This window comes from Streptomyces sp. NPDC026538 (genome assembly GCF_055567535.1).
This window is the reverse complement of sequence record NZ_JBVHQG010000004.1, coordinates 313,835-334,769: the sequence shown is the minus strand read 5'-3', so window position 1 is coordinate 334,769 and position 20,935 is coordinate 313,835. Positions and strand designations below refer to the sequence as shown.

The window sequence follows — 20,935 nt, the reverse complement described above, 5'->3', positions numbered from 1 at the left end:
CCGCGAGTCTAGCCAGTGCGGCGGTCGGTCAGGGCTGGGGAGGGTTGTTCCGGTTCCGGCTCTGGTCGATGTAGTCGTCGGCCTTCTGCTGACCCGTGTCGACCTGGGACCGGTACTTGTTTCCGGTCCGCTGGTCGATCATGTCGCCGCCCTTTTCGACGCCCTGTTTGGCCTGGTCCTCGTGGCCCTTGAGCATCCCCTTGAGCTTGTCCAGCATGGACATGGCAGCCCTCCTCGCTGGTTGAGGTTTCCTCACCAGCGTCACCGGCCCCGGCCCGGTCCGCATCTCGGCGGGCGTCCCCGTGCGGGCCCAGCGTGCCTGTGCGAGGTTGGAAGACGCAGAATCCCGCCGACCACGAGTTGATCGCAGAAAGGCCCGGGCCTCATGAGCACTCCCGGTTTCGGATACGGACGCAGTCCCTTCGAAGACTTCGACGAGCTGATGTCCCGCTTCTTCGGCGGATCCGGACCGGCCGCACCGGCCCGCCGCCCGCAGCGCGTCGACATCGGCAGCCTGCTCTCCGAGCGGGCGCGCGAGTTGGTGGCCGAGGCCCGTGACCTCGCCGCCACCGAGGGCAGCGACGAAGTGGACGCCCGGCATCTGCTGGCCGCGGCCACCACGCACGACTCCACCCGACGGCTGCTCACCGAGGCCGGCGCGGACCCCGACCACCTCCGCGAGCGGCTCACCGCCGGCCACGGCGGCACCGGGACGACGGAGCCCACCGCCCTCACCCCGGCCGCCAAGCGCGCCCTGCTCGACGCGTACCAGATCTCCCGCGCCGAGGGCGCCTCCTACATCGGCCCCGAGCACCTGCTGCGCGCGCTCGCCGCGAACCCGGAGTCGACGGCCGGGCGGGCGCTCGGCGAGAGCGGCTGGGAACCGGCCCGGATGCCGGTCGAGGGCGCGGCGGAGCGGAAGAAGCCCAGCACCACGCCGACCATCGACGAGTACGGCCGTGATCTCACCGAGGACGCCCAGGCCGGGCGCCTGGACCCGGTGATCGGGCGGGACGACGAGGTCGAGCAGACCATCGAGGTGCTCTCCCGGCGCAGCAAGAACAACCCCGTCCTGATCGGTGATCCCGGGGTCGGCAAGACCGCCATCGTCGAGGGCATCGCGCAGCGGATCATCGCCGGCGACGTGCCCAAGACCCTCGAGGGCAAGCGGCTGGTCTCCCTGGACCTGGCCGGGATGGTGGCCGGCACCAAGTACCGGGGCGAGTTCGAGGAGCGGCTGAAGAAGCTCCTCGACGAGGTCCGCGAGCACAGCGACCAACTGGTGCTGTTCCTGGACGAGTTGCACACCGTCGTCGGTGCCGGCGGGGGCGGCGACGGGTCGCTGGACGCGGGCAACATCCTCAAACCCGCCCTCGCCCGTGGCGAGTTGCACCTGATCGGTGCGACCACGATCGACGAGTACCGCAAGCACATCGAGAAGGACGCGGCCCTGGAACGCCGGTTCGCGCCCATCCTGGTCGGTGAGCCCTCCGTGGACGACACCATCGAGATCCTGCGCGGGCTGCGCGACCGTTACGAGGCCCACCACCAGGTCCGGATCACCGACGAGGCGGTCGTCGCGGCGGCCGAGCTCTCCGACCGGTACATCACCTCCCGCTTCCTGCCGGACAAGGCGATCGACCTGATGGACCAGGCCGCCGCCCGGGTCCGGCTGCGCTCGAAGACCCCGCCCACCGACACCCGGGACATCGAGGACCGGATCGCCGCCCTGAACCGGGAGAAGGACCAGGCCGTCGCCGACGAGGAGTACGAGCGCGCCAAGGAACTCCGCGACCGGATCAAGGAGGCCGAGACCGAGCATGAGCAGGCGAGCACGGCCGAGGAGCACGCGCCCAAGGTCACCGCCGAGGACATCGCCGAGGTCGTCTCCCGCACCACCGGCATCCCGGTCGCCCAGCTCACCGAGGAGGAGCGGGAGCGGCTGATGAAGCTGGAGGAGCACCTGCACGAGCGGGTCGTCGGGCAGGACGAGGCGATCACCGCCGTCGCCCGGGCGGTCCGCCGCGCCCGGGCCGGCATGAGCGACCCCAACCGTCCGGTGGGCAGCTTCCTCTTCCTGGGCCCGACCGGCGTCGGCAAGACCGAGCTGGCCCGCGCCCTGGCCGCCGCCCTCTTCGGCGACGAGACCCGCATGATCCGCCTGGACATGAGCGAGTTCCAGGAGCGCCACACGGTCTCCCGGCTGGTCGGCGCCCCGCCCGGATACGTCGGCCACGAGGAGGCCGGTCAGCTCACCGAGGCGGTGCGCAGGCAGCCGTATGCCGTGCTGCTGCTCGACGAGGTGGAGAAGGCGCATCCGGACGTCTTCAACACCCTGCTCCAGCTGCTGGACGACGGCCGGCTCACCGACGCCCAGGGCCGCACCGTCGACTTCAAGAACACCGTCGTCATCATGACGTCGAACATCGGCGCCGACCGCATCCTGGCCGCCGGCACCGAGGACTACACCAAGGTCCGCGAGGCCGTGATGCCGGCCCTGCAGCAGCACTTCCGGCCGGAGTTCCTCAACCGCATCGACGAGATCATCGTCTTCCGCGGCCTGGACCGCACCCAACTGCGCGAGATCGTCGACCTGTTGCTGGAGCACACCCGGCGCCGCCTGCACGCCCAGGAGGTCGGCCTCGAGGTCACCGACGCGGCCGCGGGACTGCTCGCCAACCTCGGTCACGAACCCGACTTCGGCGCCCGCCCGCTGCGCCGCACCATCCAGCGCGAGGTCGACGACCGCCTCGCCGACCTGCTGCTGTCCGGCCAGCTCACGGCGGGCGACCGGGCGGTGGTGGACGCGGCCGACGGGGAGATCGTCATCCGCTCCGACAAACCGGCCTCGGTCTGATCAGGGGTTCACGATCCCGGCCAGCCGCCGGTAGGAGTCCAGCAGGGCCGCGCGGTCGTAGGTGCTGGTGGTGACCAGCACCTCGTCGGCGGCCGTCTCCTTCAGGACCGTCTCCAGCTCGTCCGCGACCTGCTCCTCGGTACCGGCGAGGTGCCCGGCGAGACCGGACTCGTACAGGCCGCGTTCCTTCACGGTCATCGTGCGGGTCCCCACCGCCTCGGCCGGGGGCAGCGGCGGGAAACTGCCGTGCGTGCGGGAGTACGCCATCGACCAGGCCTCGGGGACGAGCAGCCGGCGGGCCGCCTCGGGGGTGCCGGCGACGGCGACCGTCCCGGAGATCACGACATAGGGCTCGGCCGCCCAGGGGGAGGAGCGGAAGCGGTCGCGGTAGTGGTCGATGCCGCGTCGCATCCTCTCCCGGTCGCGCAGATCGCCGATGACCATCGGCAGCCCGGCGCGGGCCGCGATGTCCGCGCCCTCGCCCATCGCCAGCACGAACGGCGGCACCCGCAGCCCCTCGGCCGGGCGGGCCCGTACCCCGGTCGGCGAGGTGCCCTCGAACCAGCCGAGCAGCTCGCCGAGTTGCGCCGCGAAGTCGTCGGCGTCGCCCTTGTCACGCCCCAGCGCCCTGCGGACCCCGTCGGTGAAACCCACCGACCGGCCGAGGCCCATGTCGATCCGGCCGGGGAACAGCGATTCCAGCACCCCGAACTGCTCGGCCACGACCAGGGGCCGGTGGTTCGGCAGCATGACACCGCCGGTCCCGACCCGGATGGTCCGGGTCGCGGCGGCGACGGCGGCGGCCAGCACGGTCGGCGCCGAACCGGCGACCCCGGGCACACCGTGGTGCTCCGACACCCAGAACCGGTGGTACCCGAGCGCCTCCACCTCCCGCGCCAGTGCCACGGTGTCCCGCAGCGCCGCACCGGGGGCGTGCCCCTCCCGGGTGCGGGAACGGTCGAGGACGGAGAACCGGGTCCGGGCGATCAGTGCGTTCACAGAGGTTTCAACACCGGGGCGGTCCCAGGATTCCCGCCGCCCGTCACTCCCCGGGGCGCGGCAGACCGCGCTCGCAGGCCCTGACCAGGTGCCGCGGAACCAGGAGGCGGCCGCCTTCGGCGGTGACCGGATCCCATCAGCGGTCTGCGGTCTGCGGTCTGCGGTCTGCGGTCTGCGGTCTGCGGTCTGCGGTCTGCGGTCTGCGGTCCGCGGTCCGCGGTCCGGGGCCCCGGGGGCGGTGCCGGTGCCCGGCTAGGGTTGCCGCGTGACCGAGAGCAGCAAGCGTCCGATCGCCGTGTTCGACATCGACAACACCCTCGCCGACACCGCGCACCGGCAGCGGTTCCTGGAGCGCAGGCCCCGGGACTGGGACGCGTTCTTCGCGGCCGCGCCGCACGATCCGCCGCTCGCCGAGGGGATCGCGCTGGCCGTTGCGACCGCGCGGGAGTGCGAGATCGTCTATCTCACCGGGCGGCCCGACCGCTGCCGGCGTGACACCCTGGACTGGCTCGCCGCGCACGGATTGCCCGAGGGGCGGGTGCACATGCGGCGCAACGCCGACCGCAGGCCCGCCCGGCACACCAAGCTGGAGATCCTGCGCCGCCTCGCCGAACGACGTGAGGTCCGCGTCCTGGTCGACGACGACGAGTTGGTGTGCGACGACGCCGAACGGGCCGGATTCACCGTGGTGCGGGCCCGCTGGGCCGACCGTTCGGCCGAGCTGGAGCAGGCCCAGGAGGGGGAGGGGCGGACCTGAGCCCGCCCGGCGGGTCTGACGCCACCTGGCGGGTCTGATGGCACCCGGCGGGTCTGACGCCGCCCGGCGGGCTGAGCCCCGTGCGGCCGCGGTTTCGTGGGTGTCAGCCCTCGTCGTCGATGCGGAAGCCCACCTTCAGGCCCACCTGGTAGTGCTCGATCTGCCCGTTCTCGATCTGGCCCCTGACCTGTGTCACCTCGAACCAGTCCAGGTTGCGCAGGGTCTGGTTGGCGCGTGCGACACCGTTGCGGATGGCCTGGTCGATGCCCTCGTGCGAGGTGCCGACGATCTCGGTGACCCGGTAGGTGTGGTTCGGCATCGGGATGCTCCTCTCGTCGTCATTCCAAGGTGCCCCATCCGGGAGCGGAGCGCGAGGCGTCGCCGTCCGCGACCCCGGTCAGCCGGTCCTGCTGGCGAAGGGGCCCCCGGTGCCGAACGCGAGCCGTCCGAAGTTCTCGGCGATGCGCCGGTGCCCCGCCGGATCGGGGTGCACCTCGTCGGGCAGCGGGAATTCCGCGTGGTCCCGCTCGCCGTACAGGTCACGGCCGTCGAGGTAGTGCAGGTTCGGATCGTCGGCCGCCCGCTGAGCGACGATCCGGGCGAGTTCGGCGCGGATGACGTTGAGCGTCAGGCGCCCGGCGGCGCGTTCGGCCGGATCTCCGGTCGCCCTGAACCGCAGGGTCTTGCCGTCGAAGTCGGGCGCGAGCGGCCCGGGGGTGTCCTCCTGGACCGGGCACAGGAGGGCGGACACGACCAGCAGCGGCGTGGTCGGATGCCCCTCGCGGAGGGTGTCCAGGAAGCCGTGCACCGCGGGGGTGAAGGCGCGCAGGCGCATCGCGTCGGCATTGACGACGTTGACCCCGATCTTCAGGCTGATCAGGTCCGCGGGGGTGTCCCGCATGGCACGGGCGGTGAACGGGTCCAGCAGCGCACTGCCGGAGAACCCCAGGTTGACCAGCTCCACTTCGCCCCGGGCGGCTGCCAGGGCCGGCCAGACGCCGGTCGGATGCGTGGCGTTGGAGCCGTGGCTGATGGAACTGCCGTGGTGCAGCCACACCCTGCGCCCGCTCTCCGGTGCCCGCTCGACGGGGGCGTCGGTGCGCAGCGCGATCAGCTCGGTGACCTCCGTGTGCGGAAGCCAGATCTCGACGTCCTTGACACCGGCGGGGAGACCGGTGAACCGGGCGGTGCCGGCCGGCCCCTCCGTCAGCTCGGCGGACTGGGTGAACATGTCGGTGATGGTGTACACGTTGCCGCCGGTCACCGTGGCCTGGGCCGTGAGGCGGCCGTCGACCAGCAGGTCGTACACGCCGTCCGCGGGGGCCGGGAACCCTCGGTACACCCGCTTGGTGGGCCGGGTGTCCAGTTCGACGGTGGTGGCCCGGGTGCGGAAGACCAGCCGCACGCCGGAGGGCTGGGCCTCGGCCAGGGCCAGCTGGTTGTCGGGGATCTGCCGGCGCGCCCGGGCGGGCAGCCGATGCGGCAGCAGCCCGTGCGGGGTCGCCTCCACGTCGAGGAAGCCGCGCAGGATGTCCACGGTGACGGGTGTGGTGATCCACTCGTGTTCGGTGCTCATTGCCTCGGTCCGTTGACGAACATGTACGGATGGTCCAGGGGCGGCGACGATGCGGGACATCGGACAACCGCCGGTCAGGATGGAGCCCGGCTGCGCAGCAGGGCGTCGAGGGAGTCCACGATCCAGGCCCAGGACTCCCGCGCGTCGGGGGCGCTGTGCTCGAAGCCCCCGGCGAGTTCCAGGCTGACGTAGCCGTGGAAGACGCTGCCCAGCATCCGGACCGCGTGCGTCTGGTCCGGCTCCGTCAGGTCGTAGCCGCGCAGGATCGCCCGTGTCATCTGGGCGTGCCGTACCCCGGCGCTGGCGGCCGCCGTCTCGGGATCGAGCCGGAGCCGGGCGGCGGCGTACCGGCCGGGGTGCTCCCGCGCGTAGTCGCGGTAGGCGTCCGCGAAGGCGGCCAGGGCGTCCTTGCCGGCCCGCCCCGCCAGGGCGTCGGCCACCCGGTCGGCGAGCTCCTCCAGGGCGAACAGGGCGATCCTGGTCCGGAGTTCCTGGGAGTTCTTGAGGTGCGAGTACAGACTCGCGACCTTGACGTCGAACCGCCGGGCGAGCGCCGAGACGGTCACCTGGTCGAAGCCGACCTCGTCGGCCAGCTCCGCCCCCGCCACGGTGAGCCGCTCCGGGGTCAGCCCTGCTCGGGCCATAACTCTCCTCCTGCCTGGCGACAGCCATAATGCATTTGCCTAAAGCTTATAGGCAAATTAGTCTGCCGCTCATGAGACCCCTGAACGAGCGGGAGATCCGCACCGCCTTCGTGAACTGCACCAAGGGTGAGGCCAAGCGCCTGTCCGTCCCCGGTGACCTGGCCGACCGGCCGTGGGACGACCTCGACTTCCTCGGCTGGCGGGACCCCCAGGCCCCCGACCGGGGGTACCTCGCCGTCGAGCTGGACGGCCGTCCGGTGGCACTCGCCCTGCGCGCAACCAGCGCCACCTTTTGGCAGACGCGGCGCAGCATGTGCTCGATCTGCCTGACCACCCACACCGGAGGCGTCTCGCTGATGGTCGCCCCGAAAGCCGGCAAGGCCGGGCAGCAGGGGAACTCCGTGGGCGTCTATATATGCAGTGACCTCGCCTGCCCGCTGTACGTGCGGGGCAGGAAGGACGCGGGCGCCGGCTCGCGCCTGCCCGAGTCGCTCACCCTGGAGGAGAAGATCCAGCGGACCGTCGGGAACCTCGCGGCGTTCATCGCCAGGGTCGCCGCCTGAGCCGGTCATTGGGCCTGCACCCTTGACCCTGCGCATTGGTCCATACCAAAATCCCGTACACCCGTACGGGCACCCGTGCTCGTTCCCCCACGTCGGGTCTTCTCCGCTGTCCGCCAGACAGAACAGGAACCCCCTCGTGAGACGTCGTCGCCCGCTCGCCCTCGTCTGTGTGTCCGCCGCGCTGCTCAGTGCCTGTGGCGTCCTGCCCGGCGGATCGGGCGGGCGGCACACCGTCACGGTGTGGCTGATGCAGAACAGTGCGTCGGCGGATTTCCTGCGCCGGTTCACCGCGGACTTCGAGCGCACCCACAAGGACATCCGCCTCGACATCCGTATCCAGCAGTGGACCGGGATCGTGGACAAGGTGCAGGCGGCGCTCAAGTCCGACTCCGCGGGCGCCCCCGACGTCATCGAGGTCGGCAACACCCAGGTCCCCCAGTACGTCGAGGACGGTCGGCTCACCGACCTCACCCTGGAGTCGATGCGGGACTGGGGCAAGGAGCACTGGCTGCCCGGCCTCGCCGAACCCGGCCGGGACGACTCCCGTCAGTACGGCATCCCCTGGTACGCCGCCAACCGCGTGGTCATCTACCGCAAGGATCTTTTCAAGAAGGCCGGCATCACCTCCCCGCCCAAGACGCGCGACGAGTGGCTGGCCGACACCGAGAAGCTCAACTCGGGCGGGAACCAGGGAATTTACCTTGCCGGGCAGGACTGGTACACGCTCTCCGGGTTCGTCTGGGACGAGGGCGGTGATCTCGCCGAGGAGACGGACGCCGGCTGGAAGGGCGCCCTGGACAGCCCGGCGGCGCTGCGCGGGATGGACTTCTACCGGCGGCTCCAGGCCCTCGGTCACGGGCCCGTCGACGCCGACGAGGAACACCCGCCCCAGGCCCAGGTGTTCGCGGGCGGTCAGGTCGCACAGCTCGTCGCGGTGCCCGGCCTCGCCCAGTCCATCGTGCAGGAGAACCCCGAACTCAAGGACGAGATCGGCTACTTCCCGGTGCCGGGCCGCACCGCGGACCACCCCGGCGCGGTCTTCACCGGCGGCTCCGACCTCGTCGTACCGCAGAACACCGAGCGGCCCTACGACGCGACCGCCGTGGTCGGGGCCCTGGCCGGCGCCAAGTGGGACACCGAACTGGCCCGCACCATGAACTACGTGCCCAACAAGACCACCCTGGCGGGCGCGGTCGCCGGGTCGGAGGGGGTCGCCGCCATGGCGGCGGGAGCCGCGCAGGGACGGGCGACCCCCCACTCCCCGGACTGGCCGGCGGTCGAGGCCGACAACCCGATCAAGGGCTACATGACCAAGGTGCTCGGCGGGGCGGACCCCGCGACCGAGGCCCGCCGTGCCTCCCGGCGGATCACCGAACTGCTCGCGCCGGACTTCGGGTGAGCCGGCGGGTCAGCGGGCGACGCTCAGGGAGAGCGCGAAGCGGCCCTGCGAGTCGGTCCACCAGTTGGTCAGACCGAGTCCGGCGGCGGCCAGTTCGGCGGTCACCCCGTCCCGCCGGAACTTCGCCGAGACCTCGGTGCGCAGCTCCTCGCCCGCCGCGAAGTCCACGGCCAGGTCGAGCGCCGGCACCTTCACGGTCTGCGCGACCCGGGAGCGCAGCCGCATCTCGATCCACTCCTCGTCCGCGTCCCACAGGGCGACATGGTCGAAGGCGTCCGGGGCGAAGTCGGCGCCCAGCTCCCGGTCGACGACGGCCAGGACGTTCTTGTTGAACTCGGCCGTCACCCCGGCCGCGTCGTCGTACGCCCGGACCAGTACGTCCTCGTCCTTGACCAGGTCGGTGCCGAGGAGCAGCGCGTCACCGGGGGTGAGCAGCGCCCGTACCGAGGCCAGGAACCGGGCCCGCTCGGCGGGCAGCAGATTTCCGATCGTGCCGCCGAGGAACGCCAGCAGCCGTGGCCCCGGCGTCTCGGGCAGGCTCATCCGGCCGGTGAAGTCGGCGATCAGGGCGTGCACGGAGAGCGCCGGCCGCTCCTCGATGAGCGCCTGCCCGGCCTGGGTCAGCGCGCTCTCGCTGACGTCGACCGGGACGTACACCTCGAGGGAGGTGAGGGCGTCGATCAGCAGGCGGGTCTTCTCGGAGGAGCCGGAGCCCAGTTCCACCAGGGTGCGGGCCCCGCTCGCGGCGGCGATCTCGCCGGACCGGTCGCGCAGGATCTCCCGCTCGGCCCGGGTCGGGTAGTACTCGGGCAACTCGGTGATCTGCTCGAACAGCTCGCTGCCCCGGGCGTCGTAGAACCACTTCGGCGGCAGCGTCTTGGGGGTGGCGGTGAGGCCGTTGAGGACATCGGCGCGCAGCGCGGCGTCCGTCGCGTCCTCGGGAAGGGTGCGGGTGACACGGAGGGGACTCACGTACAGGGCTCCTTCGGGGATGAGGGTGCCCCCGCTCGAACGGAGTCGAGAGTGGGGGAAGACGCCGGGGCCTCGACCGGGTTCTCGACCGGGTCGTCCTGGGTCCGGGCATCCTGGGCGGTGCCGTCCTCGACCGGCTTCCCGGCCGGGGTGAGGGTGACGCCCCGGCGGCTCGCGACGAGCAGCGTGCGGTCGGGGACCTCCCGCCAGCGCGGGTCGTCGTCGTACGGCTCGGAGGCGACGACGGTGCGGTGGCCGGGTTCCGAGAGGTACCAGAGGCTGTCCCCCCAGGCGGTGGCGGCGATGGTCTCACCGTCGGTGAGCAGGAGGTTCAGCCGGGCGGTCGGGGCCGCCTCGGCGACCTGGAGAACCGTTTCGGCAAGGGCTGGGCCCGGCGGTGTGCCGGACCGCAGCCGGTGCAGGGCCAGCGCCCAGACGAACGCCGAGTCGGTGCGCGCCTCCATCGACAGCAGGTCGACCGGGGGCAGCAGCGGGACGAGGGACGCCACGGACTGCGGCCAGCCGGGGATCGCCCCGTTGTGGCTGAACAGCCAGCGGCCCGCGGCGAACGGCGCCGCCGCGGCCTCCGCGTCCGCGCCCGCCAGGGTCGCGTCCCGCACGGCCGCCAGCAGCGCGCCGGTGCGCACCACCCGCGCCAGGTCGGCGAAGGACTGGTCGGCCCAGATCGGGCCGGCCCGCCGGTAGCGGGCCGGCTGCGGATCCTCGGAGGCGTACCAGCCCACGCCGAAACCGTCGGCGTTGACCGTCCCGTACCGCTGCCGCCGGGGTGCCCACGACTGGCGGTACAGGGAATGTCCGGGCTCCACGAGGAGCCGGCCGAGCGACTCCGCGGGTCCCAGATACGCCAGATGACGGCACATCAGACAGTCTCCGCGGTACGGGCGGTGCGGAAACCGGAGAAGATCTGCCGCCGGATCGGGTAGTCCCAGTTGCGGAACGTCCCCCGGCAGGCCACCGGGTCCACGGCGAACGAACCGCCGCGCAGCACCTTGTACTCGGGGCCGAAGAACACCTCCGAGTACTCCTTGTACGGGAAGGCGGAGAAGCCGGGGTAGGGGAGGAAGTCGCTGGACGTCCACTCCCAGACGTCGCCGATCAACTGCCGTACACCGAGCGGCGACTCGCCCTCCGGGTAGCTGCCCGCCGGGGCGGGACGCAGATGGCGCTGCCCGAGGTTGGCGTGTGCCGGGGCCGGTTCCGCGTCGCCCCACGGGTAGCGCCGGGACCGGTTCTCGCCGGGGTGGTGCCGGGCGGCCTTCTCCCACTCGGCCTCGGTGGGCAGCCGGCGGCCGGCCCATCGGGCGTAGGCGTCCGCCTCGTACCAGCTCACGTGCAGCACCGGTTCCTCGGGCGGCACGACCTCGGTGACCCCGAACCGGCGGCGCAGCCACTGACCGCCCTCACGGTGCCAGAAGTGCGGGGCGACGATCGAGTGCTCGCGGATGTGCGCCCAGCCCTCGGGCGTCCACCACCGCTCGGTCTCGTAGCCGCCGTCCTCGATGAACGCCAGGTACCGGCCGTTGGTCACCGGGGTGGTGTCGATCCAGTAGGGCGCCACCTCCCGCCGGTGCGCGGGGCGTTCGTTGTCCAGTGCCCACGGTTCGGTGGAGGTGCCCATGGTGAACGGGCCGCCGGGGACCAGGACTTCGGCCGGGCCGGTGAACGGCGGCGCCGGGTCCGGGTCGGGGGCGGTCAGCGCCTGGGGGCCCCTGCGGAGCTGATGGGTGATCAGCATCGTCTCGTCGTGCTGCTGTTCGTGCTGGGCGATCATCCCGAAGGCGAACCCCGCCTCGGTCAGCCTGGTGCCGCCGATGAACGCCGAGCCCTCCAGCAGGTCCAGGGCCCGCCCGCGCACCTCGGCCGCATAGCGCCGGGCCTCGGCGGGCGGCAGCAGCGGCAGCGTGGGCCGTTCGGAACGCGGGTGCTCGAAGGCGTCGTAGAGGCTGTCGATCTCGGGGCGCATCGCCTCCCGGCCGCCGACGTTGCGCAGCAGCCAGAGTTCCTCCTGGTTGCCGATGTGCGCCAGGTCCCAGACCAGCGGGGACATCAGCGGGGAGTGCTGGGCGGTGAGGTCGGGCTCCTCCACGCAGCTGGTGAGGAGCGTGGTGCGGTCCCGGGCCGTGATCAGGGACTTCAGGGCCCGGTCCCGCAGGGTCTCGATGTCGATGTCGGTCTCGGGGGCGGTCATGCGGGGATGTCCTTCCCGTGGGCGCGGCCCGATGTGCCGCGCAGGGGGTCCAGCAGGTCGTCGGCCGGGCAGCGGCCCTGGCGGACGTACCGGTCGAAGTACGCCGCCACGGCCGCCGTGACCTCGGGGGTCGCGCCCAGCCGGGGCAGGGCCTCCAGCGCCGCCGCGAAACAGGCGACGGCGGCCTCGTGCAGCTCCGGGTCGCCGAGCCCGGTCCGGGCCGCGTCGATCCACAGCGGATTGTGCGGGGCCGACCGTGGCCGCGCACGCTCGGTCAGCGGTTTCACCGTCCGGTACGCGGTCTCGGCGGCCTCCGGGTCGTCGAACAGCGCCGTCGTCACCGCCAGCGGCACGATCCAGCCGTCGTCCCCGGGCTGCGCGTCGATCATCCGCAGCTCCAGATGACCGCGCGGCCGGACCGGCGGGAACAGCGTGGTGAGGTGGTAGGCCAGATCGGCCCCGGTGGGCGACCCCGACCGGGTCCACTCCCGGAAGGTGAGTCCTTCCGGCACCTCCCAGGGGCCGCTGTCCCGCCGTACGCACATCACCGGGGCGTCCAGCACGTGCCGGGCCCAGGACGTGCGCGGGTCGCCGGCCAGCGGGGGCGCTCCCGCGCGGCCCGCGCCGATCTCCATCCACACCAGCTGCCGGGTGGAGACCCAGCCGGTGGGCCGTCCTCCCACCAGGGGGGAGTTCGCGAAGGCGGCCACCAGGACCGGGCCCAGCTGGTGGGCCAGCCACCAGCGGCGGACGTGTCCCAGCGGGCCGGGCTCCTCGTGGCCGGCGTCCAGGCAGACCTGTACGGAGGCCGAGGCGCACATCATGTGCCGGCCGGCCGGGCCGGTCCGGTCCAGCCAGGCCTCCATCGCGTCGTAGCGCGGCTCGCGCAGGAAGCGGCGGGGCGGATGCCAGGGATCGTGGCCGGCGCCGACGAGACCGAGACCGAGATCGGCCAGGACCGCCCGTACGGCGTCCAAGTCGGCGGACACGGTGCCGATGCACTCCATCAGGGAGGCGGCGGGCGGCGAGCTCAGCTCCAGCTGACCGCCGGGTTCGACGGTGAGCGCCGACCCCAGGGGTACCGTGCGCAGTGCGGCGTAGGCCGCTTCGAGTCGTTCTGGTGTCACGGGGAGCTGCGGTCGCCGCAGCTCGTGGACCAGCCATTCCACTTCGACCCCGACCGTGCGGGGCGGGCCGGTCTTGAAGCAGATGCCCTTGACCAGGGCCTCCACCTCGGCTTCGGTGACGGCTGTGCGGTCGTCCGAGAAGTCGGTCTTCACCGAGCCGTCGGTACAGTCGCCACCGTCGGATATCGAGTCGGACATGTAGGGATCCTCCTGAGATTCCACCATGCCGCCGGCCCGGCCGTGGATGGGTCCGGGACGGCACGTCCGTCCCACCCAAGACCTTCGCGCCGATTCGCACAAGGGCACCTATCGGGACGTCCTAGATCGGTAACCTCTGCTTCCTTGCACGTTCCGGAACCGTTTCGGGCGCGGGGAAACTACGTTGCACCGCATCACCAGCATCGCCCAGGATGCGTGCATGAGCACGACGGGGGAGACCGCGCGGGCCGCGGTCATGGCGTCCACGGGGGTGGCGCCATGAGCGCACGCCTGCGCGGGATCGCCCAGGAGACCGAACGGATCGTGGCGGCGGGGACCTACCGGACCGCCGACGGCCGGGAGGTCCTCCTGGCCGCGGACATCGCGGCCGCACAGGCCGGGACACGGATCCACGGCCCGGAACCGGTGCCGGTTCCGGCGACCGCCTCGGTGCGGATGGTCGTCGAGGTCACCGGCGAGAGCAGTCTGGAGGCCGCCGGCCGGCTGGCCGACGCCCCGGTCGCGGTCCTGAACTTCGCCTCGGCCCGCAACCCCGGCGGCGGCTATCTGAACGGCGCCCAGGCGCAGGAGGAGGCCCTGTGCCGCGCCTCCGCGCTCTACGCCTGCCAGTTGCACGCCCGTGCCTTCTACGACCACCACCGCGCCCACCGGGACCCGTTCTACTCGGACCGGGTGATCCACTCCCCGGTCGTCCCGGTCTTCCGGGACGACCGCGGCCGCCTCCTCACGGAGCCCTACCGCGCCGGATTCCTCACGTCCGCCGCGCCCAACGCGGGCGTGATCCGCCGTACGGCACCGGAACGCGCCGGCGAGCTGCCGGACGCCCTCGCCGTACGGGCCGAGCGGGTCCTGGAGGTGGCCGCCGCGCACGGCTACCGGCGGCTGGTCCTCGGCGCCTGGGGCTGCGGGGTCTTCCAGAACGACCCCTGGCAGGTCGCCGGGGCCTTCCGGGGGCTGCTGGGCCCCGGCGGACGGTTCGCGCGGACCTTCGAGCACGTGGTGTTCGGGGTCCTGGACCGCACGCCGGGATCGACGGTCCGGGGTGCTTTCGCCGAGGCTTTCCGGACCGCTGAGGTCTAAGCGGATCTGGTGAAGTCGGCTGCGGGCCCGCGCCCCGTAAGGGGCGCTGGGGGTACCCCCGGCCGAAGGCTGGGGGAGGAACTGCGCGACCAGCCCCCACCGGCCCGCGGTGAACGAACCGCGCAACCAGCGGAGCGCCCGGCTCACTTCCAGCCGTAGCGCTCGTGCAGCCGGTTGCGTACGAGGTTGAAGCGGCCCCGGTCCAGCGCGCACGCCTCCCGGCGCATGCCGTCCTCGTGCAGTCGCAGCACGCGGTCCACGTCCACCCAGGAGTCGCGTCCCGACCGGTCCCAGGGGCCGCTGCCGATCGCCACCCACTCGCGGTCGTTGTCGTGCCGCTTGCTCGACAGTTGTACGGCGAGCAGCGTGCCGGCCGCCTCCCGGGCGACGACCAGCACCGGCCGGTCCTTGCCCCGCCCGTCGTTCTCCTCGAAGGGCACCCAGGTCCAGACGATCTCGCCGGGATCGGGGTCGCCGTCGTGGGCGGGGGAGTATTCGGTGCGCACCCTGCCGACCTTGTGCGGGTCGGCCTCGGTGGTCGCGGTGGGGCCGTAACGGCCGCGGATGTTCTCGTCGTCGGTAAGCGCAGTCACGAGGGCACCCTAAGGGGCCTCAGCCTGCGAGGACAGGCGGGGTACCGGTGCGGCGCAGCTCGGCCTCGATCAATTCGGCGGTGACGTCGGCGCGTTCGATGTGCGGAAGGTGGCCGGCTCCGGGGATCGGCTCGAACCGGCCCTGGGGGAAGGCCTTCGCGTAGGCGGCTCCGTAGGCGGGGGTGACGACACGGTCGCTCTCGCCCCAGATCGCCAGCACCGGCTGCGGTACCCGCCCGAGCCGGGGCAGCAGCTTCGGACTGGTCATCCGGCCGCCGTCGGTGAGCAGCCGCATGGTCGCCATGTTGGCCTGGCGGCGGGCGAGTTCGGCGGCGGGGAGGGTGGCCGGGTCGACGTAGAAGCGGTCCGGGTCGTGCCAGGAGTGTTCGGCCTGGGCGCGCGGGTCCAGCGCGAAGAAGTCGGTGACGGGTTCGCCCTCGATGTCCGCGCCGACCGCGTTGACCAGGACCAGGCCGGTGATCAGCCCCGCCGTGTCGCGTATCGCCATCTCGGCGGCGAGTTGGCCGCCCAGTGAGGAGCCGACCACCAGGACGTCGTTCAACTCGCTGTCCTGGAGCAGGTGCAGATAGGCGACGGCGAGGTCGTCGACGCTCGTGAACCAGTCGGGGCGGGGGGTTCCGTCCCAGCCGGGGTGGACCGGGGTGAGGACACGGCCGGACTCGGCGAGGCGGCCGGCGAGACCGGCGACGGTGGCGGGGCCGCCACCTCCGTGCAGGACGAGGACGGGGCGGCCGGAACCGGCCTCGGTCAGGGAGATGGACAGGTCGGGATACACCTGGGCGGTGCGGTTCGTCGTCATGCCGAGGACTCTAACTAAATATCTTTATATAAACAAGCTTAGTTATGAGTTAGACTTGGTCCATGCACGATGACCTGCAAGTTCTCGGAAGAGCGGTGAAACAGGCCCAGTACCGGCAGCACCGGGCGCTGGACAGCGCGCTCTCGGCCGTCGGCACCACCCTCGCGCAGTGGGACGCGCTGCGCGCCATCGACCGGTCGCCGGGCGCCTCGGCGCGCGAGCTGGCCGCGGCCACGTTCCAGAGCGAGCAGGCCTTCGGCACGCTGGTGGGCCGGCTGGCCGCGCAGGGCCTGGTGGAACGGCGGCCGGGCCACGGGCGGCGCATCCAGCACCATCTGACCCCGGACGGCGAGCGGACGCTGGCGGCCGGGCACGGGGTGGCCGGCGAGGTGCTCGCCGGATGCTTCGCCGGCCTGACGGCGGCGGAGCGGGACACCCTGCTGGAGCTGTTGCGGCGGCTCAACGAGCAGGAGTGAGCGCGAAGATGCCCCCGGACCGGCCGGGGGCATCCCTGTCCTTCGTTCGCGGCTACCCGTCCGTCTCCGGCTCTCGGCCGCCTGCCTGACCTGAGCTCTCGGCTACTCGCCGTCCTGCTCCACCGGCACCTTCTGGGTCTTCGGGGCCGTGACCCCGTTGAGGATCGGCGAAGTCGCGCTCGAAGCGTGCCCGTTCTGGTTCATCGACGCCAGCAGCTGGCGGGCCAGCCCCAGTCCGGTACCGCCCATCGTGAGCGCCTTGGCGAACATCTCACCCATGCCCTCGGCACCATTGAGCAGCACCATGTTGTCGACGTTGCCGAACGCCGAAGCGCCGGCCTTGACGATCTCCGGCCAGTTCTCGGCGAGTTGCTGGGCGACGACCGCCTCCTGGTTCTCGGCCAGGGCGGCGGCACGGGCCTTGATGGCCTCCGCCTCCGCGAGACCCTTGGCCTTGGCCGCTTCGGCCTCCGCCAGACCCTTGGCCTGCGCGGCGGCCGCCTCGGCCTCACCGGTGGCGCGGGTCGCGGCGGCGCTCGCCGTACCCCGGGCCTTGGTGGCCTCGGCCTCGGCGCCCGCGGCCGCCTTGACCCGGGTCGCCTCGGCCGCCGCCGCCAGCTCCGTCTCCTTCGCCTTGGCCTGGGCCGCCGAGATACGCGCGTCACGCTCGGCCTCGGCCAGCGTGCGCTTCTCGTAGGCCTTGGCGTCGGCCGGTTTGCGGACGTCCGCCTGGAGCTGCTGCTCCCGTCGGTGCGCCTCCAGCTCGGCGACCCGCGTCTCCTGGACGACGACCTCCTGCCGGGCGGCCGCGTCGGCGAGCGGACCGGCCTGGCGGGACTGGGCCGCCGCCTTGTCCCGCTCGGCCTGGTAACCGGCCTGGAGGATCTCGCTGTCCCGGGTGGCCTCCGCCATCCGGGCGAACGACGCCTGCTCCGCCTCGGTGGCGAGCCGGTTCGCCTCCGCCTGCGCGATCCTCGCGTCCCGCTGGACGGCGGCCGCGTGCGGCATCGCCAGGTTCTTGATGTACCCGGTCGGGTCCTCGATCTCATGGATCTGCAGGGAGTCGACGATGAGTCCCAGCTTCTCCATCTCCGTGCCACAGGCGGCCCGGGTCTGTCCGGTGAGCTTCTCGCGGTCGCGGATCATGTCCTCGACCGTCAACCCGCCGACGATGGACCGCAGATGACCGGCGAACACGTTGTGCACCCGCTCGGACATCAGCTTCTGCTGGTCCAGGAACCGGCGGCCCGCGTTGGCGATCGACACGAAGTCGTCGCCCACCTTGAAGATGACCACGCCCCGTACCTTCAGCGGAATGCCCTGCTGGGTCACGCAGTCCACCGACAACTCGGTCTCGTTGAGGTCCAGCGAGAGCTTGCGCACCGCCTGCACGCCCGGCAGCACCAGCGTGCCGCGCCCCGTGACGATGCGGAATCCCATGCCTTCCTCAAGACCCTCGGTCCGATGGTTCGAACCGGAGATGATGAGCGCCTCGTTCGGCTCGGCGACCCGCCACATCATCTTGAACACACCGATCAACACGAGAACGGCGAGAACCGCCGCCCCCGCAACGACGCCGACAACCATCGGCATACGCCCCCTTTGGATGGTGCCCTTTCGGCACCGAACGAAGGGAGTGTGCGCCCGCGCAAGCGTGGGGTGAAGACGTTGACGGATCCTTGTTGCAGTCTTGACGCATACGCCCCTCACCTGGGGCTACGCGCGCTCAACTGTCGTATGCGGGCGTGACGTAGACCGTCCGCGGCGGCAGGTACTCGACCACCATCACCACGGTGCCCCGCTCGATCCGGGTGCCGCCGTCGGCGGAGTAGGCCAGGAAGTGCTCGGCGCCCCCGCGCACCCGGACGATCACCTCGCCGACGAGCCCGGGCCCGACCGTTCCGGTGACCCGCCCCATGAGCCCCACCATCGACGCATCGTCCATGGTCAGAGGGTACGGGGAGGTCAAGCCATCGGAAAGCGGCCGGCGGTGAGCGGAGTGCCGTTGGTGCGGGTGGTGGGCGCGGGTCGGCAGGCGTGGGCCGTCATGCGGTCGGCGGGGCCGTGACCATGGCCCGGGTCGGCCGGTGTTCGTGCCAGCGCAGCTCGGCCTCCAGCTGGGCGGCGACGGACACGAGCAGCGGCTCGCTGTCGGCCGGGCCGAGCAACTGCGCGCCCACCGGGAGCCCGTCGCCCACGAATCCGGCGGGCACGTTGACGCCCGGCCACCCCAGCACGTTCCACGGCCAGGCGTAGGGGCAGGCGGCGATCATCGCCCGGTCGGTGGCGAACTGGCCCAGCCCCAGCATCGCGCCGACCCGGGGCGGGGGAGCGGCGGTGGTGGGCGCCAGGATCGCGTCGTACGACGCGAAGAAGCCGCCGATCCTGTGCCGCAGGGCGGTCTCCGCGCGCCGGGCGGCCCGCAGCGGGGCGCCGTCGAGCAGCCGGCCCAGGCGGGCCGCCTCCAGGGTGCGCCGGTCGAGCAGATCCGGCCGCGGTGCCTCGCGGACGCGCTCGGCGATGCCCACCGTGGCGCGTGGCACGAAGGTGAGCCCGATCTGGCCGTAGGGTGGGTCGGCCTCCTCCACGGTGTGGCCCAACGCGGCCAGCTTTTCGGCGAGTTCGAGGACCCGGGCGCGTACGTCCGGCTGGAGGCGGGCGGGCAGCGCGGTGAACGGCGGCTTCAGGGAGAGCGCGATACGCAGCCGCCCGGGGTCGCGCCCGACCGCGTCGGAGATCGTCAACTCCCCTGGCCGGTGAGGGTCCTGTGGGTGGTTGCCGCTCGCCGCGTCCAGCAGCAGGGCGGCGTCGGCGACCGTGCGGGCCAGGGTGCCGTTGACGGTGATGCCCTGGAAGGACTCGCCGCGCGGCCAGGTGGAGATACGGCCGCGCTGGGGTTTGATGCCGACGAGGTTGGTCCAGGAGGCCGGTATGCGCACGGACCCGGCGCCGTCCGAGCCGAGCGCGGCCGGGACCAGCCCCGCCGCGACCGCGGCCGCCGACCCGCCCGAGGAACCACCGGGGGTGTGCTGCGGCTGCCAGGGATTTCGGGTGGCGCCGAAGGCCGGCCCCTCGGTGAACGGCCACTGTCCCAGCTCACAGGTGTTGGTCTTGCCGATGATCACCGCTCCGGCCGCGCGCAGCCGTCGTACCGCCTCGCCGTCCTCCGCCGCCGGCGGGAAGTCGCCCCGGCAGCCGAACGCGGTCGGTTCGCCGGCCACGTCCGTGTCGTCCTTCACCGCGACCGGCACCCCGAGCAGCGGACGGCGCACCCCCTCGGCCAACTCCCGGTCGGCGGCGTCGGCTTCGGCGAGCGCGGCGGAAGTGCGGACGATCCGGAAGGCGTTGAGGGAGCCCTGAGTGGCCCCGATTCGCGTGAGGCACTCCTCGATGAGCTGACGAGACGTCAACTCGCCTGCGGCCAGAGCGCGTACGGACTCGGCAAGGCCCGGTGAACGGTCGTACGGCATGGGAACCCACCTCCGGAAGCGTCATGCTTACCGGAGGGTAACGTCGAGTCGGGCCACGCCATACGGATTTCGCACAGCCGGCGCCCAGCCGGGCCCCGGTCCCGTTCAATCCATTGACGTGAACCTGTTGCCCCTCCTGGTTTCTGCTCGCGTTCTCGAACCACGTTCGAGATTACGGACGTTGGGGGCTTGCCAGCAGACTGGTGAGGGGGCCCACACCGGCGATCCGCAGCTCGGCGTCCGGTGACGGCCCGACCACACCGGCCGGTATCCGCCGTGCGCTGCCGGACGATCTCATCCGGCACCGCACGGCCGCTTGGCGTGGTGCGGCCTCCTTGACTTTCACGGATGCCTGCGGCTCGCCGATGAGGTGGCTCAGGGCCGGTAGACCATCCCTGGCTGGGGCTTGGCGGGGGCGAGCAGTTGCGACACGGTGACGATGGTGTAGCCGCGCTGCTTGAGTGCTTTGAGGATCCCCGGGACGGCGGGCACGGTCCCCTTGTGCAGGTCGTGCAGCAGGATGATGCCGTCGCGGTGGGTCTGGTCGAGCACTCGCTCGGTGATCAGGGCCGAGTCGGTTGTCTCGTAGTCCTTGGCCGTGACGCTCCAGAGCACCTGCGCCAGTCCCAGCTCCCGGCAGATCTTGGCCACTTTGCGGTTGGTGCGGCCCTGCGGCGGACGCATCAGGATGGGCCTGGTGCCGGTGATCTTCTGGATGGCGTCCTGTGTCCGGGTCAGTTCCTGACGGGCGTCGTCCTCTCCGATTTCGGTCAACCGCTTGTGATTCCAGGTGTGGTTGCCGACTTCGTGCCCCTCGTCCGCGATACGGCGCAGGATGTCGGGGTACTTCGAGATGTGACCCTTGCCCTGCACGAAGAACGTGGCGTGCAGACCCTGCTGCTTGAGGATGTCCAGGAGCCTGGGGGTCGTCGGACTGGGACCGCCGTCGAAGCTGAGGGCGACGCACTTCACCTTGCGGCAGTCGGTGTTTCCGGTGACCGATCCCGATGCCTTTTCGCGGGCGGCGCGCGGCGAGGTGTGATCGTAGGTCGTGACCGTCAGGGCCAGAGTCACGGCGACGGCCAGGACGGCGGCCGCCGCTGCCGCGACGGCGATGAGTATGCGTGACCGTCTTGTACGTGTGGTGAAGAGCATGCGAGCCCATTCTTCTGTG

The 20,935-nt window shown here is 72.0% G+C and carries 21 protein-coding genes; 6 read left to right on the top strand and 15 right to left on the bottom strand.

What is annotated here, in order from left to right; genetic code table 11:
• Window positions 1-28 precede the first annotated feature (28 nt).
• Window positions 29-223, bottom strand: a complete 195-nt coding sequence (locus tag ACZ4N4_RS18595; protein ID WP_453567285.1) for an antitoxin — start codon at window positions 221-223, stop codon at window positions 29-31.
• Window positions 224-385: 162 nt separating this feature from the next.
• Here ACZ4N4_RS18595 and ACZ4N4_RS18590 point away from each other — a divergent pair, with 162 nt between their 5' ends.
• Window positions 386-2,857 carry an ATP-dependent Clp protease ATP-binding subunit gene (locus tag ACZ4N4_RS18590; RefSeq protein WP_467589843.1) on the top strand — a complete coding sequence of 824 codons (2,472 nt, stop codon included), beginning with the start codon at window positions 386-388 and terminating at the stop codon, window positions 2,855-2,857.
• Here the strand turns inward: ACZ4N4_RS18590 and ACZ4N4_RS18585 are convergent, their stop codons facing one another.
• Window positions 2,858-3,856, bottom strand: coding sequence for an LLM class flavin-dependent oxidoreductase (locus ACZ4N4_RS18585; RefSeq protein WP_467589840.1), 999 nt, complete (start codon window positions 3,854-3,856; stop codon window positions 2,858-2,860).
• Between the two features lie 265 nt (window positions 3,857-4,121).
• Here ACZ4N4_RS18585 and ACZ4N4_RS18580 point away from each other — a divergent pair, with 265 nt between their 5' ends.
• A complete protein-coding gene (locus ACZ4N4_RS18580; RefSeq protein ID WP_467589837.1) occupies window positions 4,122-4,613 on the top strand; it encodes a phosphatase domain-containing protein in 492 nt (163 codons plus the stop codon).
• Between the two features lie 103 nt (window positions 4,614-4,716).
• On the opposite strand, the gene ACZ4N4_RS18575 is transcribed toward ACZ4N4_RS18580, so the two are convergent.
• The 3 genes from ACZ4N4_RS18575 to ACZ4N4_RS18565 all read right to left on the bottom strand — a co-directional run bounded on the left by ACZ4N4_RS18575 (window position 4,717) and on the right by ACZ4N4_RS18565 (window position 6,833).
• Window positions 4,717-4,932 carry a dodecin gene (locus tag ACZ4N4_RS18575; protein ID WP_089106102.1) on the bottom strand — a complete coding sequence of 72 codons (216 nt, stop codon included), beginning with the start codon at window positions 4,930-4,932 and terminating at the stop codon, window positions 4,717-4,719.
• 78 nt (window positions 4,933-5,010) lie between these two features.
• Window positions 5,011-6,189, bottom strand: a complete 1,179-nt coding sequence (locus ACZ4N4_RS18570; protein WP_467589834.1) for a GDSL-type esterase/lipase family protein — start codon at window positions 6,187-6,189, stop codon at window positions 5,011-5,013.
• Window positions 6,190-6,263: 74 nt separating this feature from the next.
• Entirely contained in the window at window positions 6,264-6,833 is a 570-nt protein-coding gene (locus ACZ4N4_RS18565; protein WP_467589831.1) for a TetR/AcrR family transcriptional regulator, read from the bottom strand.
• A gap of 71 nt (window positions 6,834-6,904) precedes the next feature.
• On the opposite strand from ACZ4N4_RS18565, the gene ACZ4N4_RS18560 reads away from it, so the two are divergent.
• Both ACZ4N4_RS18560 and ACZ4N4_RS18555 read left to right on the top strand, forming a co-directional pair.
• The gene (locus tag ACZ4N4_RS18560; RefSeq protein ID WP_467589828.1) at window positions 6,905-7,396 is read left to right on the top strand and encodes an FBP domain-containing protein; all 492 of its coding nucleotides are present in this window, start codon (window positions 6,905-6,907) and stop codon (window positions 7,394-7,396) included.
• 136 nt (window positions 7,397-7,532) lie between these two features.
• Window positions 7,533-8,795, top strand: coding sequence for an extracellular solute-binding protein (locus tag ACZ4N4_RS18555; protein WP_467589825.1), 1,263 nt, complete (start codon window positions 7,533-7,535; stop codon window positions 8,793-8,795).
• 9 nt (window positions 8,796-8,804) lie between these two features.
• Here ACZ4N4_RS18555 and egtD read toward each other — a convergent pair whose 3' ends face one another.
• The 4 genes from egtD to egtA are packed head-to-tail and all read right to left on the bottom strand — an operon-like array spanning window position 8,805 to window position 13,301.
• Window positions 8,805-9,767: an L-histidine N(alpha)-methyltransferase gene (egtD, locus tag ACZ4N4_RS18550; protein ID WP_453567271.1), complete on the bottom strand. Its 963-nt coding sequence runs from the start codon at window positions 9,765-9,767 to the stop codon at window positions 8,805-8,807.
• Window positions 9,764-10,648: an ergothioneine biosynthesis protein EgtC gene (gene egtC, locus ACZ4N4_RS18545; protein WP_467589822.1), complete on the bottom strand. Its 885-nt coding sequence runs from the start codon at window positions 10,646-10,648 to the stop codon at window positions 9,764-9,766. The genes egtD and egtC overlap by 4 nt, the downstream gene beginning before the upstream one ends.
• Window positions 10,648-11,976, bottom strand: coding sequence for an ergothioneine biosynthesis protein EgtB (egtB, locus tag ACZ4N4_RS18540; RefSeq protein WP_467589819.1), 1,329 nt, complete (start codon window positions 11,974-11,976; stop codon window positions 10,648-10,650). Before egtB ends, egtC begins: the two co-directional genes overlap by 1 nt.
• The gene (gene egtA / locus ACZ4N4_RS18535) at window positions 11,973-13,301 is read right to left on the bottom strand and encodes an ergothioneine biosynthesis glutamate--cysteine ligase EgtA (RefSeq protein WP_467589817.1); all 1,329 of its coding nucleotides are present in this window, start codon (window positions 13,299-13,301) and stop codon (window positions 11,973-11,975) included. The genes egtB and egtA overlap by 4 nt, the downstream gene beginning before the upstream one ends.
• 279 nt (window positions 13,302-13,580) lie before the next feature.
• Between egtA and ACZ4N4_RS18530 the strand changes: the two genes are divergently transcribed.
• Window positions 13,581-14,402, top strand: a complete 822-nt coding sequence (locus ACZ4N4_RS18530) for a TIGR02452 family protein (protein ID WP_467589814.1) — start codon at window positions 13,581-13,583, stop codon at window positions 14,400-14,402.
• 143 nt (window positions 14,403-14,545) lie between these two features.
• Here ACZ4N4_RS18530 and ACZ4N4_RS18525 read toward each other — a convergent pair whose 3' ends face one another.
• Both ACZ4N4_RS18525 and ACZ4N4_RS18520 read right to left on the bottom strand, forming a co-directional pair.
• Entirely contained in the window at window positions 14,546-14,995 is a 450-nt protein-coding gene (locus ACZ4N4_RS18525) for a type II toxin-antitoxin system PemK/MazF family toxin (RefSeq protein WP_453567262.1), read from the bottom strand.
• Between the two features lie 19 nt (window positions 14,996-15,014).
• Complete coding sequence (locus ACZ4N4_RS18520; RefSeq protein ID WP_467589811.1) at window positions 15,015-15,815, bottom strand: alpha/beta fold hydrolase; 801 nt, start codon at window positions 15,813-15,815, stop codon at window positions 15,015-15,017.
• A gap of 62 nt (window positions 15,816-15,877) precedes the next feature.
• Between ACZ4N4_RS18520 and ACZ4N4_RS18515 the strand changes: the two genes are divergently transcribed.
• Window positions 15,878-16,291 (top strand): MarR family winged helix-turn-helix transcriptional regulator, encoded by a 414-nt coding sequence (locus ACZ4N4_RS18515; RefSeq protein WP_453567259.1) that lies wholly within the window; start codon window positions 15,878-15,880, stop codon window positions 16,289-16,291.
• 102 nt (window positions 16,292-16,393) lie between these two features.
• On the opposite strand, the gene ACZ4N4_RS18510 is transcribed toward ACZ4N4_RS18515, so the two are convergent.
• The 4 genes from ACZ4N4_RS18510 to ACZ4N4_RS18495 form a co-directional block, all read right to left on the bottom strand.
• Window positions 16,394-17,884, bottom strand: a complete 1,491-nt coding sequence (locus tag ACZ4N4_RS18510) for a flotillin family protein (protein WP_467589808.1) — start codon at window positions 17,882-17,884, stop codon at window positions 16,394-16,396.
• A gap of 133 nt (window positions 17,885-18,017) precedes the next feature.
• Window positions 18,018-18,236 carry a hypothetical protein gene (locus tag ACZ4N4_RS18505; RefSeq protein ID WP_450758098.1) on the bottom strand — a complete coding sequence of 73 codons (219 nt, stop codon included), beginning with the start codon at window positions 18,234-18,236 and terminating at the stop codon, window positions 18,018-18,020.
• Between the two features lie 100 nt (window positions 18,237-18,336).
• Window positions 18,337-19,761 (bottom strand): amidase, encoded by a 1,425-nt coding sequence (locus ACZ4N4_RS18500; RefSeq protein ID WP_467589805.1) that lies wholly within the window; start codon window positions 19,759-19,761, stop codon window positions 18,337-18,339.
• Window positions 19,762-20,136: 375 nt separating this feature from the next.
• Complete coding sequence (locus ACZ4N4_RS18495) at window positions 20,137-20,916, bottom strand: polysaccharide deacetylase family protein (protein ID WP_467589802.1); 780 nt, start codon at window positions 20,914-20,916, stop codon at window positions 20,137-20,139.
• Window positions 20,917-20,935 lie beyond the last annotated feature (19 nt).

Excerpts from the sequence above, each read along its gene's own strand:
- egtB (WP_467589819.1), bottom strand. The coding sequence starts at position 11,976 with ATGACCGCCCCCGAGACCGACATCGACATCGAGACCCTGCGGGACCGG.
- egtA (WP_467589817.1), bottom strand. The coding sequence starts at position 13,301 with ATGTCCGACTCGATATCCGACGGTGGCGACTGTACCGACGGCTCGGTG.
- ACZ4N4_RS18595 (WP_453567285.1), bottom strand. The coding sequence starts at position 223 with ATGTCCATGCTGGACAAGCTCAAGGGGATGCTCAAGGGCCACGAGGAC.
- egtC (WP_467589822.1), bottom strand. The coding sequence starts at position 10,648 with ATGTGCCGTCATCTGGCGTATCTGGGACCCGCGGAGTCGCTCGGCCGG.
- ACZ4N4_RS18565 (WP_467589831.1), bottom strand. The coding sequence starts at position 6,833 with ATGGCCCGAGCAGGGCTGACCCCGGAGCGGCTCACCGTGGCGGGGGCG.
- ACZ4N4_RS18515 (WP_453567259.1), top strand. The coding sequence starts at position 15,878 with ATGCACGATGACCTGCAAGTTCTCGGAAGAGCGGTGAAACAGGCCCAG.
- ACZ4N4_RS18590 (WP_467589843.1), top strand. The coding sequence starts at position 386 with ATGAGCACTCCCGGTTTCGGATACGGACGCAGTCCCTTCGAAGACTTC.
- ACZ4N4_RS18510 (WP_467589808.1), bottom strand. The coding sequence starts at position 17,884 with ATGCCGATGGTTGTCGGCGTCGTTGCGGGGGCGGCGGTTCTCGCCGTT.
- ACZ4N4_RS18575 (WP_089106102.1), bottom strand. The coding sequence starts at position 4,932 with ATGCCGAACCACACCTACCGGGTCACCGAGATCGTCGGCACCTCGCAC.
- ACZ4N4_RS18500 (WP_467589805.1), bottom strand. The coding sequence starts at position 19,761 with ATGCCGTACGACCGTTCACCGGGCCTTGCCGAGTCCGTACGCGCTCTG.
- ACZ4N4_RS18530 (WP_467589814.1), top strand. The coding sequence starts at position 13,581 with ATGAGCGCACGCCTGCGCGGGATCGCCCAGGAGACCGAACGGATCGTG.
- ACZ4N4_RS18520 (WP_467589811.1), bottom strand. The coding sequence starts at position 15,815 with ATGACGACGAACCGCACCGCCCAGGTGTATCCCGACCTGTCCATCTCC.
- ACZ4N4_RS18560 (WP_467589828.1), top strand. The coding sequence starts at position 6,905 with ATGAGACCCCTGAACGAGCGGGAGATCCGCACCGCCTTCGTGAACTGC.
- ACZ4N4_RS18505 (WP_450758098.1), bottom strand. The coding sequence starts at position 18,236 with ATGGACGATGCGTCGATGGTGGGGCTCATGGGGCGGGTCACCGGAACG.
- ACZ4N4_RS18570 (WP_467589834.1), bottom strand. The coding sequence starts at position 6,189 with ATGAGCACCGAACACGAGTGGATCACCACACCCGTCACCGTGGACATC.
- ACZ4N4_RS18495 (WP_467589802.1), bottom strand. The coding sequence starts at position 20,916 with ATGCTCTTCACCACACGTACAAGACGGTCACGCATACTCATCGCCGTC.